Source organism: Streptomyces sp. Edi2, from assembly GCF_040253635.1.
In the GTDB taxonomy this organism is placed as follows: domain Bacteria; phylum Actinomycetota; class Actinomycetes; order Streptomycetales; family Streptomycetaceae; genus Streptomyces.
Genome location: NZ_JBEJGX010000003.1, coordinates 8,553,507 through 8,567,247, shown reverse-complemented (window position 1 = coordinate 8,567,247; position 13,741 = coordinate 8,553,507). Strand labels below are relative to the sequence as shown.

At 70.6% G+C, this 13,741-nt stretch carries 14 protein-coding genes and 2 pseudogenes; 5 read left to right on the top strand and 11 right to left on the bottom strand.

The genetic code is table 11. The annotated features are described in order from the left end of the window. Positions 1–261 precede the first annotated feature (261 nt). From ABR737_RS40935 to ABR737_RS40925, 3 genes are read right to left on the bottom strand one after another with little or no spacing between them, the layout of a single operon-like run. Positions 262–561 carry a hypothetical protein gene (locus ABR737_RS40935; protein WP_350256215.1) on the bottom strand — a complete coding sequence of 100 codons (300 nt, stop codon included), beginning with the start codon at positions 559–561 and terminating at the stop codon, positions 262–264. Then, positions 558–989 (bottom strand): DUF6313 family protein, encoded by a 432-nt coding sequence (locus ABR737_RS40930; RefSeq protein ID WP_350256214.1) that lies wholly within the window; start codon positions 987–989, stop codon positions 558–560. Before ABR737_RS40930 ends, ABR737_RS40935 begins: the two co-directional genes overlap by 4 nt. A gap of 50 nt (positions 990–1,039) precedes the next feature. Beyond that, positions 1,040–1,264 carry a hypothetical protein gene (locus tag ABR737_RS40925; RefSeq protein ID WP_350256213.1) on the bottom strand — a complete coding sequence of 75 codons (225 nt, stop codon included), beginning with the start codon at positions 1,262–1,264 and terminating at the stop codon, positions 1,040–1,042. 289 nt (positions 1,265–1,553) lie between these two features. Here ABR737_RS40925 and ABR737_RS40920 point away from each other — a divergent pair, with 289 nt between their 5' ends. Then, positions 1,554–1,760 carry a Ku family protein gene (locus ABR737_RS40920; protein WP_350256212.1) on the top strand — a complete coding sequence of 69 codons (207 nt, stop codon included), beginning with the start codon at positions 1,554–1,556 and terminating at the stop codon, positions 1,758–1,760. 183 nt (positions 1,761–1,943) lie between these two features. Here the strand turns inward: ABR737_RS40920 and ABR737_RS40915 are convergent, their stop codons facing one another. The 3 genes from ABR737_RS40915 to ABR737_RS40905 form a co-directional block, all read right to left on the bottom strand. After that, positions 1,944–2,267 carry a hypothetical protein gene (locus ABR737_RS40915; protein WP_350256211.1) on the bottom strand — a complete coding sequence of 108 codons (324 nt, stop codon included), beginning with the start codon at positions 2,265–2,267 and terminating at the stop codon, positions 1,944–1,946. A gap of 114 nt (positions 2,268–2,381) precedes the next feature. Beyond that, a complete protein-coding gene (locus ABR737_RS40910; protein WP_350256210.1) occupies positions 2,382–4,352 on the bottom strand; it encodes a hypothetical protein in 1,971 nt (656 codons plus the stop codon). 550 nt (positions 4,353–4,902) lie between these two features. After that, on the bottom strand, positions 4,903–5,490 hold the full coding sequence (locus tag ABR737_RS40905) for a TetR/AcrR family transcriptional regulator (RefSeq protein ID WP_350256209.1): 588 nt from the start codon (positions 5,488–5,490) through the stop codon (positions 4,903–4,905). Between the two features lie 104 nt (positions 5,491–5,594). On the opposite strand from ABR737_RS40905, the gene ABR737_RS40900 reads away from it, so the two are divergent. Both ABR737_RS40900 and ABR737_RS40895 read left to right on the top strand, forming a co-directional pair. Next, positions 5,595–6,011 (top strand): nuclear transport factor 2 family protein, encoded by a 417-nt coding sequence (locus ABR737_RS40900; protein WP_350256208.1) that lies wholly within the window; start codon positions 5,595–5,597, stop codon positions 6,009–6,011. Then, positions 6,008–6,916: an NAD-dependent epimerase/dehydratase family protein gene (locus ABR737_RS40895; protein ID WP_350256207.1), complete on the top strand. Its 909-nt coding sequence runs from the start codon at positions 6,008–6,010 to the stop codon at positions 6,914–6,916. Before ABR737_RS40900 ends, ABR737_RS40895 begins: the two co-directional genes overlap by 4 nt. An 88-nt stretch (positions 6,917–7,004) precedes the next feature. Here the strand turns inward: ABR737_RS40895 and ABR737_RS40890 are convergent. From ABR737_RS40890 to ABR737_RS40880, 3 genes and pseudogenes are all read right to left on the bottom strand, one after another. After that, a pseudogene (locus ABR737_RS40890) lies at positions 7,005–7,754 on the bottom strand (alpha/beta fold hydrolase); the annotation flags it as partial. A gap of 131 nt (positions 7,755–7,885) precedes the next feature. Beyond that, positions 7,886–8,786, bottom strand: a pseudogene (locus tag ABR737_RS40885) (aldo/keto reductase). Next, the gene (locus ABR737_RS40880) at positions 8,783–9,649 is read right to left on the bottom strand and encodes a helix-turn-helix domain-containing protein (RefSeq protein WP_350256206.1); all 867 of its coding nucleotides are present in this window, start codon (positions 9,647–9,649) and stop codon (positions 8,783–8,785) included. The pseudogene ABR737_RS40885 and the gene ABR737_RS40880 overlap by 4 nt, the downstream one beginning before the upstream one ends. Positions 9,650–9,850: 201 nt before the next feature. On the opposite strand from ABR737_RS40880, the gene ABR737_RS40875 reads away from it, so the two are divergent. Then, positions 9,851–10,767 (top strand): IS5 family transposase gene (locus tag ABR737_RS40875; protein WP_502964538.1). Its coding sequence is split into 2 segments (ribosomal slippage): positions 9,851–10,208 and positions 10,208–10,767, totalling 918 coding nucleotides; the frame shifts between segments, so codons are not numbered across the junction. Positions 10,768–10,958: 191 nt separating this feature from the next. Here the strand turns inward: ABR737_RS40875 and ABR737_RS40870 are convergent. After that, complete coding sequence (locus ABR737_RS40870) at positions 10,959–11,495, bottom strand: GNAT family N-acetyltransferase (protein ID WP_350256205.1); 537 nt, start codon at positions 11,493–11,495, stop codon at positions 10,959–10,961. A gap of 151 nt (positions 11,496–11,646) precedes the next feature. On the opposite strand from ABR737_RS40870, the gene ABR737_RS40865 reads away from it, so the two are divergent. Continuing rightward, on the top strand, positions 11,647–12,399 hold the full coding sequence (locus tag ABR737_RS40865; protein ID WP_350256204.1) for a hypothetical protein: 753 nt from the start codon (positions 11,647–11,649) through the stop codon (positions 12,397–12,399). Between the two features lie 31 nt (positions 12,400–12,430). On the opposite strand, the gene ABR737_RS40860 is transcribed toward ABR737_RS40865, so the two are convergent. Next, positions 12,431–13,657, bottom strand: coding sequence for an 8-amino-7-oxononanoate synthase (locus ABR737_RS40860; protein ID WP_350256203.1), 1,227 nt, complete (start codon positions 13,655–13,657; stop codon positions 12,431–12,433). Between the last annotated feature and the right edge of the window lie 84 nt (positions 13,658–13,741).

Here is a 13,741-nt window from a genome sequence, read left to right as displayed (position 1 = left end):
CCGCCAGACCAAGTCGCTTCGGAACCGGCGCGCCGGGAGTGTCCCTTAGAGGCTGATGGAAGTTCGGGCTGGTTGAGTTGAGAGGCTTGAGGGACTGGTTCGTGAGGGGTTTCCCCGGCCTGCTGTGTGATGGCTTCTGCGGTGGCGGCGATGGCAGTGTCGGAGGCGTCCGGGCAGGCGAGCGAGAGCAGTCCGCGCAGGCGGGCTGCGTGCTCGGCGCGTTCTGCGTCCGTCACCACGTCTCCAGGGTAGGCCGGTGGCTCACAGCGAGTGCCGTTGCCGCTTGACGCAGATGGGGCAGCGGTAGTTCGGCCGGGTGTTGACCGCCAACAGGAAGCCGATGGCTTCGTTTTTGGTCCGGCGCACGATGGCTGCGGCGCTGTTCTGCGGGGGTGCTGCCGTTCCCATGATGGCCTCGATCAGGTAGGTGAAGTGCTTCTCTGCCCAACTCCAGTCCGGTTCGGCGCCTGGGCCGTCAAGGGGGTGGCGGGCGCCGAAAGCCAGGACTGCGGCCCTGACGGCTTCGCTGCCCTGCTCGTGCACCTCGTGCAGGGTGATCACGAGCCACTCCCGGAGGAGGGGGGCGGGCCGGGGGGTTCGGCTAGGCGGCGCAGTTCATCCAGGACGTCGCTCAGCTCGCGCGCGTGGTGGGCCTGGATCTGCTCGGTGATGACGTAGCCGGCCGCAGCGCCGATGACGGCGGGGATCGCGGCCCAGCCCGCGAGGGACAACGGCCAAGCGCACCACGGGGAGCGGACAGCCGCTGGCGAGGTGATCCCGGTCATCACGTCGTAGGCGTTCGCCCAGCCGATCAGGAACCCGTTGAGCACATACAGCCCCGCGCACACCGCCAGCACAACCGTGCCCCGGCTGAGCAACCAGAAGGCGAACCGAGGCAGAGCGTGCCGGTCGGCCCAGCGTGCTCGCAGCCGCTGCCGTCGGCCTGGTGGCGGGGGCCCACCAGCCGGGGGCGCAGATGCGGAGGACACATCACCCACGGTAGACGTCAGATCTTCTACCGACAGGCGAACGGAGACCTCTACGGCAGGAATTGACGTGTACGCCTGCGGTTCACGGCGGGACGGGTCCGGGAGAGACGGGCAATGGGGTTGTAGACGACCTGGCGGTCTCCCGGCTGGGCCTGCTCCTGCTCCAGCGCCGTACGGACCACCGTTGCGCACGTGTCGTCGAAGAGCTGATCGAGGCGGGCGTCGCTCTGCGGCCCTACCGCGATGCGGAGTTCCGCCGACTCGATCGTGAGCATCAGATGGACGGTCTTGTCCTGACGGAGGAGGGTGTGTCCCAGGGCGACAACGGTGTGCCAGCCCCCTACCGGCGCGATCTTCTGGCACCCCTCGCGTCCGGAGCGACGTTTTCGTAGTCGAGGGTCGCCGCCTTCACCTCCGCCTCGGCGTTCTCCTCAAGCGTCTGGCACACCGGGCCGTACCTCAACTCGACGGAATGATCACCACGATCCACCGCAGAGCTACACCCCCCAAGAACCATCGCCATACCCCCAAATCAGTAGCTCTGTCCCGACCACGGGACGGGAGGTGGAACTCGCGGAGGTGCTGATCTCGGAAATGTCCGGGGTGGAGGTCGCCGAACTGCACGACGACTATGCCGCCGCCCTCAACATGCTCGTGGACACGCTCGCCGCCGGCGGCCAGACGGCCCCGCCGCGAGAGCCGGCTCCTCCCGAAGACCTGATGGCGGCTTTGGAAGCCTCGGTGCGCCGCGCTCGAAGCGCGCGTTCGTGACGGGCGCCGTGATGCCTCGCGCGACGCGCCCACTGAATCGGAGACGGCACCACACTGTGGCCATCGCCAGGGTCGAGTGGGCGAAGGCCGCGGCGGTCCGGCAGAAGGCCACCGCGGTGAGCGGCTGGCGATCACGGAGAGCTGGCCCCAATGCGGATGTCACCGCGACTGCCCATTCGCTGCCTACGGTTCGAGTTCGAGGCAGAGCCCGACCTGGTGACCGCCGGCCCGGTTCATCAGGGGGATCGTGGTGGTCTCGCCGACGGGTGCGGCGGCGGTGGCGGAGGCGGTCAGCAGGGCGTAGGCGCGGGCGAGTGTCTCCAGGGCCGGGGCGGCCTGCCCTGCTTGCTGGTCGGTGACGGCTTGAGCTTCGGCGGCGATGGCCTTGAGCAGGGCCTCGCGTGCGTCGGCGGCGGCCGGTACTTCCCGCACGGTGATCACAGGCGGGGCCTGCGTGACGGCGTCGTCGGGCGGGGCCTGTGCGGGCGGTGTTTCCTCGACGGTCATGGTGCTCTCCTGCCTGGCGTGATGGGGCGGGTGGCAGATCGCGGGCTGGGCCTGGGGCCGACGTCGGGGTGCGGCCGGTTGTCCGTCCCCCGACGCCGGGTGTGGGGGTGCGGGTCAGCGGTGGTACATGACGTAGAGCTTGCCGTTGTGGACGGCGGCGGCCGTCTCACTCTGCGGTTTGGCCTCGGCATTGACTGCCTGGGGGTTGCTCCACGTGTTGCCTGTATGGGTGGAGGCGAGCAGGACCTTGTTCATGCTGCGGAGGAAGAGCCACAGTCTGTTGTTGTGGGCGACGAGGGTCGGTCCGGCCGATACGCGCCAGCCGGTGGGGGTCGGAGCGTCTTTGTAGCCTCCGCTGTGTTCGCAGTAGGTCAAGTCCACACGGTCTTGTTTGTCGCCGCTCCCGCGGCAGGCGTGCCACAGAGTGGTCCCATGTGTGGCGAAGGTGGTGGGACTGCCAGTCCTCCAGGGGTGATAAACGCCGGATTTGTTCCAGTCGGCTCCGACGGAGAAGTTTTCCCACATCCGTCCGTCCGGTCCGACGTGCGACATCCACAGCTGGTCGCGCCACGATGCCAGGGCGGGGGCCTTGGCGCCGTCCCCGGCGTTGGCCGATGACGTCGTGGTCCAGGAGGTGCCGTTGAAGGAGGCCCAGACTAGGCTGGCGGCCGCGTTGCTGGAGACGATGGTGGTGTACAGCTTGCCCCTGTAGACGGCCAGGGCCGGGGCGTAGAAGGACTTCCAGCCGTGGATGCGCTGGGGCGTGCTCCAGTTTCCGCCGGTGCTCTGGAAGGTCCACATGACCGCCTGGTCGGAGGGGCGTACGTACAGGGCGTGGAGCTTGCCGTTGTACGAGCACAGGGCCGGCGGGGACATGCTGTCGAAGTCCAGGGTGATGGGCGTGCTGGGGGTGTCGCCGGTATAGACGACGTACTCCAGCTTCCCGGAGGGGAAGGGCACCTTGTCGCCGGAGTACTTCACCTTCAGGATGTGGTAGCCGTCGCCGTCGAAGTGCCAGTCGATGGCGCCGCGGTGGGAGAGCAGGGCCAGGTCGAACCGGTCGAGGACGAACACCTGCTCGCAGGAGAGATCGTCGTCGTTGCGCAGGTGCTCGACGACCGAGATGAAGAAGATGGCGACATCCATCGCGATGCCGAGCTTGAGACCGGGACCGAGGGCCCCGGTGTACAGGTTCCATTGCCAGGTGTCGAAGAGGTTCTTGGACAGGAGGTTGAGGGCGGTCTGGAGTTTGTCGTACCAGGCGCTGGTGGACTGGTCGGCCTCCCAGCAGTACATGCTGAGGATCATGCCGTTGCTCACCTGGCCGTCGAAGACGGTCCGGTTCCCGGTGAAGGTACGGGTCTGCCCCTTCTTGACGGCCCCGAACTCCTGCGACTTGTAGCCGGGGCCGGTCGTCTTGTCGCTGGTGGAGGAGGCACACCAGTAGATCTCGTCCTTCCCGCCCCCCTGGTCACCGACCGCCCGATGGACGTAGAAACTCTCCAGCTCCAGCTTGGCCCTGAACGTCGGCGGCGCCGCAAGTTCCCCGGCCGCGGCCTCGGTGTCGGCCGTGTCCTCGGTGCCGTCCGCCGTCAGGGCGGTGGGTGCTTCGGGAGAGTTGAAGACCGTCACCCCGAAGCCCGCAGCACGCGTGCCCGCGCGGAACGCCGGGCTGTCGAAGCCGCCGCCGGCCGCCAGCGCCTCCCGGTCGACGACCTGCGCGTTCGCCCGCGCCATGTGCTCGGCCGCCACCGGAGCGAACCCCGCCTTCAAATCGGCGAAGCTGTAGCCGGTGTTCACCGAACGGCTGGTGATCACCTCGGGCACCACCGCCAGCGTGCCGAGCTTGGTCACCGCCTCCCGGTAGACCTCACCCCACTGCTTGATCTCAGCATCCGACAGTGCCGCCCGCAGCACCCCCAGCACCTTCTGCTCCAGATCGGTCGCCGGCTTCCCCGCCCGTAGCCGGTCCGCGGCATGCAACGCCGCCCCGAACAGCACATTGCCCTTGCTGCCCTGCCCCAGCGCCTGCTCCACCCGCGAACCACTGCGCGTGCCCATCAACAGGCCCCGCAACTTCTCCAACCGCTGCTCCGGAGTCGTATCCCCACCACTGACCACAATCGCTCCCTCCATGGAAACCGCAGACCACAGGCAGAAGACCCGCGCCCATCCGGACGCTACGCGCGACCACCCCACCATCGCCCGGTACTTCCCGAAATGGCCGCATAAAGAGCTAGAAAGGCGCTGTTGGCATGCCCTTGGGCGTGGTCATCAACCCAGGGTCACGCCCGACCCCGACCGAAGGTCGACGGGTGCGAGCAGGCTGGTGACGGCGTCCCCTCATCTGCCGCGCCGGGAGGCGATCATCATGTGCGCACCCCGCAACCACGGACGCCGAAACCACAACGGGAATGCTCAGCCCCACCAGCCGCAGAGACTCACCTGAATCGGCAATATCACCACACCTGTTGCGCCCGCTAGCGTCAACGAAACCGGCGCTGAGCTGCACATAGCCTCATCAGCTGGCCTCGCGCCACAGTCGATGCCCCAGAGAACCCTCTCTGTCGCGGCAAACGCAGGGCCGGGTCGGCCACAACAAGACGGCCCACGGCCTGTTGCCGAACTGCTCCCGCTACGCCCGCCCCAAGACGGCGTCCACGAAGGTCGCCAGTCGATTCCTCATCCTCCGGGGGCTCATGTCCTCCGCCCCCGCGAGGTGCTCGATCAGGTCGGCGCGGGTGGCTGCCAGCAGGGCATGGGCGGTGAAGTCGGCGTCGTCGTCCGTGCCGGGAAGCTGTCCAAGAGCATCCCGGAGGGTGCCGTGCCACCAGGCGTAGTGCGCAGCCTGGTAGGGGCTGCCGCTGCCGGCCTCCTCCAGGGCGAGTGAGAGGTGACGGTTGTCGAGCTTGAACTGCAGGAGCGCGTCGAGCACGGCCGGCACCCGCTCGCGCGGCGGGGTGGCGGGGCCGAGCGGCGCGGGGCCGGCCTCCACGGCTGCCCGCAGCGGCTCGATCCGGGACGCGAAGACCGCCTGGATCAGGCCGGTGCGGTCGCCGAAGCGGCGGAAGAGGGTGCCCTTGCCGACGCCGGCTGCCGCAGCGACGTCGTCCATCGACACGCCACGCGGGCTCTCGCTGCGCGCGAAGAGCGCGTCGGCCGCGGCCAGGACCGCCTCCCGGTTGCGGAGCGCGTCAGCGCGGGCGGCCTTGCGTTCGGCCATGGGAAGCCTCCTCTTTACGAAACGGACCAGCAGTCCGTATAGTCCATGACAGCCAAGCGGACCGCCGGTCCGCATCTTCCGCAGTCTAGAGGCGAGGCATTCCCATGCGCGACACCGACCCCGCGAAGCTCTTCCGCCACGGCTTGCAGCTGTTGCTGGACAAGGACATGGACGGCTGGGTGGACCTGTGCGACGACCGGGCGGTCTTCGAGTTTCCCTTCGCCCCGGCGGGCTACCCCGCCCGGCTCGACGGCAAGGCGGCGATCGCCGCCTACCTGCACGACTACCCCGAGCACATCGACCTCCAGGACTTCCCCCACCTGGAGATCCACCGGACCGACGCCCCGGGCACTCTCGTCGTCGAAATGCGCGCCGTCGGCCGGATCGTGGCGACCGGAGAGCCGTACGAGATGGCCTACGTCGCCGTGGTGACGGTCGTTGACGGGCGCATCACGCACTACCGCGACTACTGGAACCCGCTGGCGATCCCGGCCTCCATGGGTGAGGCGAAGGCCGCATGACCCGTCACCACACCGTCCTGGTCACCGGCGCCACCGGCACCACCGGCAGCCGCATCGTGGCCCGCCTGGCCGCCGACGGTCACACCGCCGTCGCCGCGAGCCGCCACGCGTCCCTGCCGCCTGGTGCCGCCCGGGCCGTCCGCTTCGACTGGTACGACCCCGCCGGCCACGGCGCGGCGCTGCACGGCCTGGACCGGGCCTACCTCGTGCCGCCCGTCGGGGACCCCGACCCGGCCGCAGTGATGCTGCCCTTCCTCCGGCAGGCGCGGGCGGCCGGAGTGCGCCGGGCGGTCCTGCTCGGTTCGTCGGCCATCCCGGCCGGCGGCCCCGGAGTGGGGCAGGTGCACGCGGCGCTCCCCGGGCTGTTCGACGAGTGGGCGGTGCTGCAGCCCTCTTGGTTCATGCAGAACTTCACCGGCGACCACCTGCACGCGAAGAGCATCCGGTCGGAGGGCGTGATCCGCACGGCCACCGGCACCGGTCGCGTCGGCTTCGTCGACGCCGGCGACATCGCCGCCGTCGCGGCGCGCCTCCTCACCCATGCTTCAGCACCGCCTGCCACCGGCCTGGTGCTCACCGGCCCGCAGGCACTGAGCCACGACGAAGTCGCCACCCTCTTCACAGAGGCGACCGGCCGCCCCGTACGCCACCTGTCCCTCACCCCCGCACCACTGCGCGCCCGGCTGGCCACCGCGCTGCCCGAGGCGTTCGCCGACCTGCTGACCGAACTGGACCGGGCGATCGCCGCCGGAGCCGAGGACCGGGTGACCGACACGGTGGAACGCATCACCGGACGCCCGCCACGTGCCCTCCGCGACGTGGTGGAGGAGTGGGCCTCATCCCCCTCGGCTGCCGCCCCCGGCAATCCGCTCGGGGCTAGGAAATGTCCGGTCGATCATGCTTAGCCAGACGACGAGGGGCTGCTGCGGTTGCGGCGCCGGTGTGGGCATCTGGTCGGAGCCGGCAGGTGACGCCGACCGCCAGCGGCGGGTCCTACCTGCGCGCGGGCGACGACTGCTGCGGGAGGCGGCGGACGAAGTCCATCAGCAGGGTGCAGAACACCGCGGGCTGTTCCAGCGGCGCGAGATGTCCGGCGCCGGGGATGACGGTGGTCCGACCCGCATCGAGGTCGCGGACCAGGCCCTCGCCGCCCTCGTGGAAGTCGGGCATGTCGTGCTCGCCGACGCCGACCAGAGCGGGCATGCCCCTGAGCGTGCGCAGCGCCGCCGGGCCCGTGCCGAGGGGATCCGCCGCCTGCGGCGGTTCGCCGTGGGTGAGCTGTGCGGTCAGCTGGCGGTGGAGCATGCGGGCGGCGTGGGTGCGCACCTCCTCGGTGGCCCCGGCCGAGGTCCACGCCTCGACGCCAGCCTTCACCGCGGCGTTCAGGTCGCCGGCGGCCAGCGCCGTCCGTTCGGCCTCCCAGGCGGCGTTCAGACGTGGGGAGGCGGGCTGGTCGTGGGGCCGGTACCCCACCAGTACCAGGCCCTCCACCCGCTCGGGTGCCGTGACGGCGGCCTGGAGTGCCACCAGGGCGCCCAGTGAGTTCCCGGCGAGCACGAAGCGGTCGGCCCCCAGGTGGTCGAGCGTGTCGAGCACGTCCGACCAGGGGGCCACCTCGCGGCGGTCGGGAACGATCGCGTCGCCGTGGCCGGGCAGGTCCGGGGCGATGGCCCGCACGCCCGCCTCGGCGAGCAGCGGGAGGTGGGCGTCCCACATGGTGCGGTCGGTGGGCCGGGCGTGCAGCAGGACGACGGGCCGTCCCCGGCCTGCCTCGGTGGAGGGAAGCAGCATGGCTTGAGGTGCCTTCTTCGGTGAATGGGTGGGGGAGGGCCGGCCGGCGTGGAGGGCAGCGGCCGGTCCCGCGGGGGTGCGGGTCATGCGGCGTCGGTGAGTTCGCCGAGCTCCGCATCGGTCAGGCGCAGCGTCGCCGCGGCCAGGTTCTCCTCCATGTGCGCGACCTTGGAGGTGCCCGGGATGGGCAGCACGACCTCGGAGCGGGCGAGCAGCCAGGCCAGCGCCACCTGGGACGAACCGGGCGCCGTGGGCGGTCGCGATCCGGTCGACCAAGCCGCCGGGGCGAGTGAGCTCGCCAGCGGCCACCGGCGCCCAGGGGATGAAGCCGATGCCGTGGCGGGTGCAGTAGTCCAGGACGTCGGCGGAGCTGCGGTCGGCCAGGTTGTAGCGGTTCTGGACGGTGGCGATCTCCGCGATCGTGCGCGCGTGCTCGATCTGGTCGACGGTGACCTGGGACAGGCCGATCGCGACGATCTTTCCCTCGTCCTGGAGCCTTTTCAGCTCACCGACCTGGTCCTCCAGCGGGACCTCGGGATCGACGCGGTGCAGTTGGAACAGGTCGATGTGGTCCAGGCCGAGCCGGCGAAGGCTCATCAGGGCCTGCTGGCGCAGGTACTCCGGGCGCCCGACCGGTGGCCACGCCTGGGGGCCCAGGCGCACCAGCCCGTCGCGGGTCCTGATCGTGTCCGGGCCGTTGCGGGTCAGCCCGGCCTTGGTCGCGATGAGTACGTCGTCGGGGTAGGGGTGGATCGCTTCCCGGATGATCTCCTCACTGACGTGGGGGCCGTAGGAGTCTGCGGTGTCGGTCAGCTGCACGCCGAGTTCGACGGCCCGGCGCACCACGCGCACGCACTCGTCGCGGTCGTCGGGCTCGCCCCACACGCCGAGCCCGGTCAGGCGCATGGCACCGAAGCCGAGACGGGTGACTTCCTTGCCGGCGATCTTGAAGGTGCCGGCGGTGTCGGACAGGGCGGCGGTCATGGCCGGGCGGCTTCTTCCTCTGCGGGGGTGTCCTGAACGGTGGGAGCCGAGCCCTGCTCGGCCAGTCGGCGGAGCAGGACCAGGGCATCGGCACTGGCGCTGCCGGGTTCCGCGCTGTAGACGGACAGGTGCTGGCCCGGGGCGCTGGTGACGGCCAGCGCCTCGAAGTGCAGCCGCACCTCACCCACGCGGGAGTGCCGGAAGTGCTTGTCCTCCTGCGTGCGGGGACGGACGTCGTAGCGTGCCCACAGGCCGGTGAAGGCGGGGCTGCGCACGCTGAGCTCGCCGACGATCCGCTCGATCCGCTCGTCCTCGGGGAACTGCGAGGAGGACGCCCGCAGGTTGCCCACCGCGGTGTGCGCCACCTTGTCCCAGTCGACGTAGAACTCCCGCGCCAGCGGGTCGAGGAAGATCATTCGCAGCAGGTTGTCGTATCGGGCGAACCCGCGGTACAGCTCGCCCGCCATCGCATTGGCGGCCAGCACGTCCTGCGCCGCGCCGACCACGAAGGCCGGCACGTCGCGCATGCCGTCCATCAGCCGCACCAGCTCCGGGGCGACGGTAGGTGCCGCGGCCGCCGTGGCGAAGACGGGCAGGCCGAGCCGGAACAGGTGACCCGCCGCGGCACCGTCCAGTCGCAGTGCCGCAGCGATCGCCCGGAGCACCTGCTCGGACGGGTTCCGCTCACGACCCTGCTCCAGGCGGATGTAGTAGTCCGTGCTCACCCCGGCCAGCAGCGCCACCTCGTCCCGCCGCAGCCCCGGCACCCGCCGGTCCCCGCCGTCGAGCAGCCCGACCTCCCGCGGCGTAATCATCGCGCGGCGAGCACGCAGGTACTCACCGAGTTCGTTGTTGCATTCCATGTCCGCCACGCTAGATCCACCCCATGGGTCAGGGCGTGGGTGCAGTGCACCTACCCGGGACCGCGGCTACCCGGCAACCCGCATGGAAGCCGCCCGCCGGCCGCATCCCCCACCTCACAGGGCAGTACAACTAGGACCTTTCCGTCCGATCATGTGACTGTTCCGCGTCCCGGTCGTTGATGTGGGCATGGGCGGGGTGATCTGACAGCTGCCGAGTGGGAACGGCTGCGGCCGTTCCTGCCGGTCAGCAACAGGCGTTGTGGCAGGTGGCGGGACCACCAGCAGGTGATCGACGCGATTCTGCACCGGGTGCGGACCGGGGTGCAGTGGCGTGATCTGCCCGAACGGTTCGGGCCGTGGAAGACCGTCTATGAACGCCACCGGCTATGGTCGGCCGACGGAACATGGGAGCGTCTGCTCCAGCAGGTCCAGGCCGAGGCCGACGCGGCCGGTGAAGTCGACTGGGACATCGCGGTCGATTCCACCATCGTGCGCGCTCATCAGCACGCTGCCGGCGCTCGGACCGAGCCACCGCCGGCACCCGCCTCAAAGGGGGCCGAAGAGGTGGAACACCGGGGCGAAACACCGTGGCAGGGCCTGATCGCCCGCCTGGTGGAGGTGGTGCTGGAGGTGAGGGCCTGGGCCGCTCGCGGGGCGGGTTCACCAGCAAGCTCCACCTGAGCGCGGACGGCCGCTGCCGCCCGTTGTCCCTGGCGGTCACCGGCGGACAGCGGGCGGACTGCGCCCAGTTCATGCCGGTCCTGGACAAAATCCGGATCCCCCGGACCGGTCCCGGCAGGCCGCGCAAGAAGCCCGACAGCCTGGCGGCCGACAAGGCTTACAGCAACGGACCCTGCCGCGAGTACCTGCGACGACGGGGCATCCGCCACACGATCCCCGAGAAGACCGGCAGCCAGGCCGCCCGCCTGCTAAAGGGATCGCGCGGCGGACGGCCACCCGGCTTCGACGAAGGCCGCTACACGAAACGCAACACCGTCGAACGGGCCATCAACCGCCTGAAACAGTCCCGGGCAGTCGCCACCCGTGACGACAAGCGCGACTACGTCTTCCTCGGCACCGCCACAGGAGCAGCCCTGGTGATCTGGCTGCGAACGTGATCGCCCGGACAGCTCCTAGCTGACCGGCTCTCACATGGCGTACCTGGTGGCGGCCGTCTTCACCCTGGTGGGGACCGCCGCCATGGCAGCCTTACGGTCACTGGGGTGTGCCCGGCCAGTGCAGCGGCAGGGCACCTGGCGGCCGTTGAAGAGACCCGCACCCCACCGTCGTTGGGCGGCGCCGCACGAGTTCAGCCGGACGGCGTGACCGAGGACCACACGCCGAACCACTGCTCGGCGCCGTAGGCCTCGTACCGCTCTCCCTCGATGAACCCCAGCTTCGCCGCGAGGCGCATCGAGCGGACGTTGGCGGTCTGGGTGGCGAGCACCACCGGTCCGCCGGGAAGCGCGCCGGCGAACCAGTCGAGTGCCGCTGCGCACGCCTCGGCGGCATACCCGTGGCCCCAAGCCTGCGGCAGGAACAGGTAACCGAGCTCGACTCTCCCGGCAGCGTGAGGAAGGTGTCCCGTTCCACGGGTGAGCATGACCAGGCCGATCATCGCTCCGTCGAGATCGACGACGAACAGGCCGGGGCGCCGCTCGGGTGCTTCGGGCGTCGTGCGCTCCAGCACGTCACGCGGCTGCGGGCCACCGAGGTAGGTGCCCACCTCCGGCGAAGCCAGCAGCTCGATGACCGCCGCACGGTCGCGGGCCTCGGGCTCACGGAGCACCAGCCGCTCCGTCCTGATCGGGGCAGGTGGCCAGGCGACAGGTCCAAGCTCAGGCACGGCGTCCAACCTATCGCCCATCCGCCGGACAGGGGCCTCAGACGGTCGCCAAGGCGACATCTGACATGGTGTCAACCATTGCCCTGACGTCAACCGTTGCCCTGACGTCAGGAACACCGCCTGACTCGCACCCCTGGGAGGATCGATCGCCGTGGTTGAGGACGACCCCACCGCCGGCCCAACCCCGCACGACGTGCTCCTGGAGAGCCTGCTGGGGAGGCTGCGAGAATTCGTGGCCTCGCCTTTGACGCCGGGTTCGTATGTGCTGCGGGGGCTGCTCCCGCCGGCAGAAGGGGACCGTGGTGCGAGAGTCGTCTTGTGGGACGGCCACGATCTTGACTCCACGTACGCGCTGGAGATTCCGCTGCTGGACGAGGACGGCGAGGAGATCCCCCACGATCGCTTCATCGCCGCACTACGCGCCTGCATTGCCCAGCGCCACGCTCTCGGTCCGTCCTTCCCCGACGAAGTCTTCCCGGTGCCTGTCATCGACGCCCGGCGTCACTTCCTCGATGCCGCCGGTGCCCCGCCCCTCACCTTGGCGGATGCTTTGCACCTGCCGCTGCTTTCCCTCGGTCCGGCGAACGGCCCGCCGCCCCTTTCCGGGAACGTGGAAGAGGAAGCGGATGAGGCGGAGGAAGCAGGTGAGGCGGAGTGGCGCCTCCTCGGCTTCATGCTCGTCGACGAGCGGCACGCGCGGTACTACGTCAGATGGGCAGGGACCGGCGAGGTCTGGGGGCTCGACTTCTGCATGCGTGACGAGGCGGGGAAGGTCGACGCACGCGGTGGGACCGCCGACATGATCTTCCCGGCGCTGGCGTCGTCCCACGACCTCGAACGTTTCCAGCGACCGGTCTCCGATGGCCGCTGCCGGGCCGTATACGACCTCACCGCCTGGTGCTGAATCCGGTCGGCGGCGGCTGTCGGATGCGGCTTCAGGCCGTCGGCGCCGTGGACACGATCGTGTCGACGGCCGTGTCGAGTTGGTCGTCCGTCAGGTCCGCGCGGGCGGTGAGCCGGAGCCGGGAGATTCCGTCGGGGACGGACGGCGGACGGAAGCAGCCGACCGCGAGTCCGGCCGTGCGGCAGTCGGCGGCCCAGCGGAGCGCTGATTCCGGCGACGGGGCGCGGACGGAGATCACTGCCGCGTCCGGGCGCACCGCCGTCAGGCCCGCCGCGGTGAGCCGGTCGTACAGCCCCTGGGCGACCGCGAGGGCCCGGGTGGCGCGCTGGGGTTCGCGGCGCAGCAGCCGGAGCGCGGCGAGGGCGCCGCCGGCCGCCGCCGGGGCGAGACCGGTGTCGAAGATGAACGACCGGGCGGTGTTGACCAGATGCTCGATGACGCGGGCCGGGCCGAGCACCACACCGCCCTGGGAGCCGAGCGACTTGGAGAGCGTCACGGTGGTCACCACATCCCCGTCACCGGCGAGACCGGCCGCCCACGGCGCGCCCCGGCCCCCTGCGCCCAGCACCCCCAGTCCGTGGGCGTCGTCGACGAGAAGTCCGGCGCCCCCTGTCCGGCAGGCCTCGGCCAGCGCGGGGAGCGGCGCGGCGTCCCCGTCGACCGAGAACACCGAGTCGGTCACGACGAGCGCCCGGCCGTCGTGGCCGGTCAGCGCGGCGCGTACGGCCTGCGGATCGGCGTGCGGGGCCACTTGGGTACGGGCCCGGGAGAGCCGGCAGCCGTCGATGAGGGACGCGTGGTTGCCGGCGTCGGAGACGATCAGCGCGCCGGGAGCGGTGAGCGCGGTCACCGCGGCGAGATTTGCGGCATAACCGGAGGACAGCACCAAAGCGGCCTCGAAGCCGCAGAACGCCGCGAGTTCCGTCTCCAGCCGGGCATGCAGCTCGGTGCTGCCGGTGACCAGCCGGGAGCCGGTCGCGCCGGCGCCCCAGTGGTGCGCGGCCTCGGCAGCGCCGCGGGTGACCTCGGGGTGCCGGGCGAGCCCGAGATAGTCGTTGCCGGCCAGATCGAGCAGCGGGGAGTCGGCCGGGCGGGGGCGCAAGGTGCGTACCAGCCCCGCGTGACGGCGCTCCGCACTGGCCACATCCAGCCAGTCGAAGGCCGCGTCGTACGCCGGGCGGGCCGGCTCGGCACCAGGATCGGCGGGCCTCGCCGGGGAGGTGTCGCACAGCAGCGGCGGGGCGGAGTCCTGCGGCATCGGCGTCCTTCGTCTCTCGGCCTCGATTGTGGGCTGTCGATAGACGTTAGCGGTCGTTCCGCAGGCCCACGGTGTGGCGATACA

Excerpts from the sequence above, each read along its gene's own strand:
- ABR737_RS40925 (WP_350256213.1), bottom strand. The coding sequence starts at position 1,264 with ATGCTCACGATCGAGTCGGCGGAACTCCGCATCGCGGTAGGGCCGCAG.
- ABR737_RS40915 (WP_350256211.1), bottom strand. The coding sequence starts at position 2,267 with ATGACCGTCGAGGAAACACCGCCCGCACAGGCCCCGCCCGACGACGCC.
- ABR737_RS40905 (WP_350256209.1), bottom strand. The coding sequence starts at position 5,490 with ATGGCCGAACGCAAGGCCGCCCGCGCTGACGCGCTCCGCAACCGGGAG.
- ABR737_RS40900 (WP_350256208.1), top strand. The coding sequence starts at position 5,595 with ATGCGCGACACCGACCCCGCGAAGCTCTTCCGCCACGGCTTGCAGCTG.
- ABR737_RS40895 (WP_350256207.1), top strand. The coding sequence starts at position 6,008 with ATGACCCGTCACCACACCGTCCTGGTCACCGGCGCCACCGGCACCACC.
- ABR737_RS40880 (WP_350256206.1), bottom strand. The coding sequence starts at position 9,649 with ATGGAATGCAACAACGAACTCGGTGAGTACCTGCGTGCTCGCCGCGCG.
- ABR737_RS40860 (WP_350256203.1), bottom strand. The coding sequence starts at position 13,657 with ATGCCGCAGGACTCCGCCCCGCCGCTGCTGTGCGACACCTCCCCGGCG.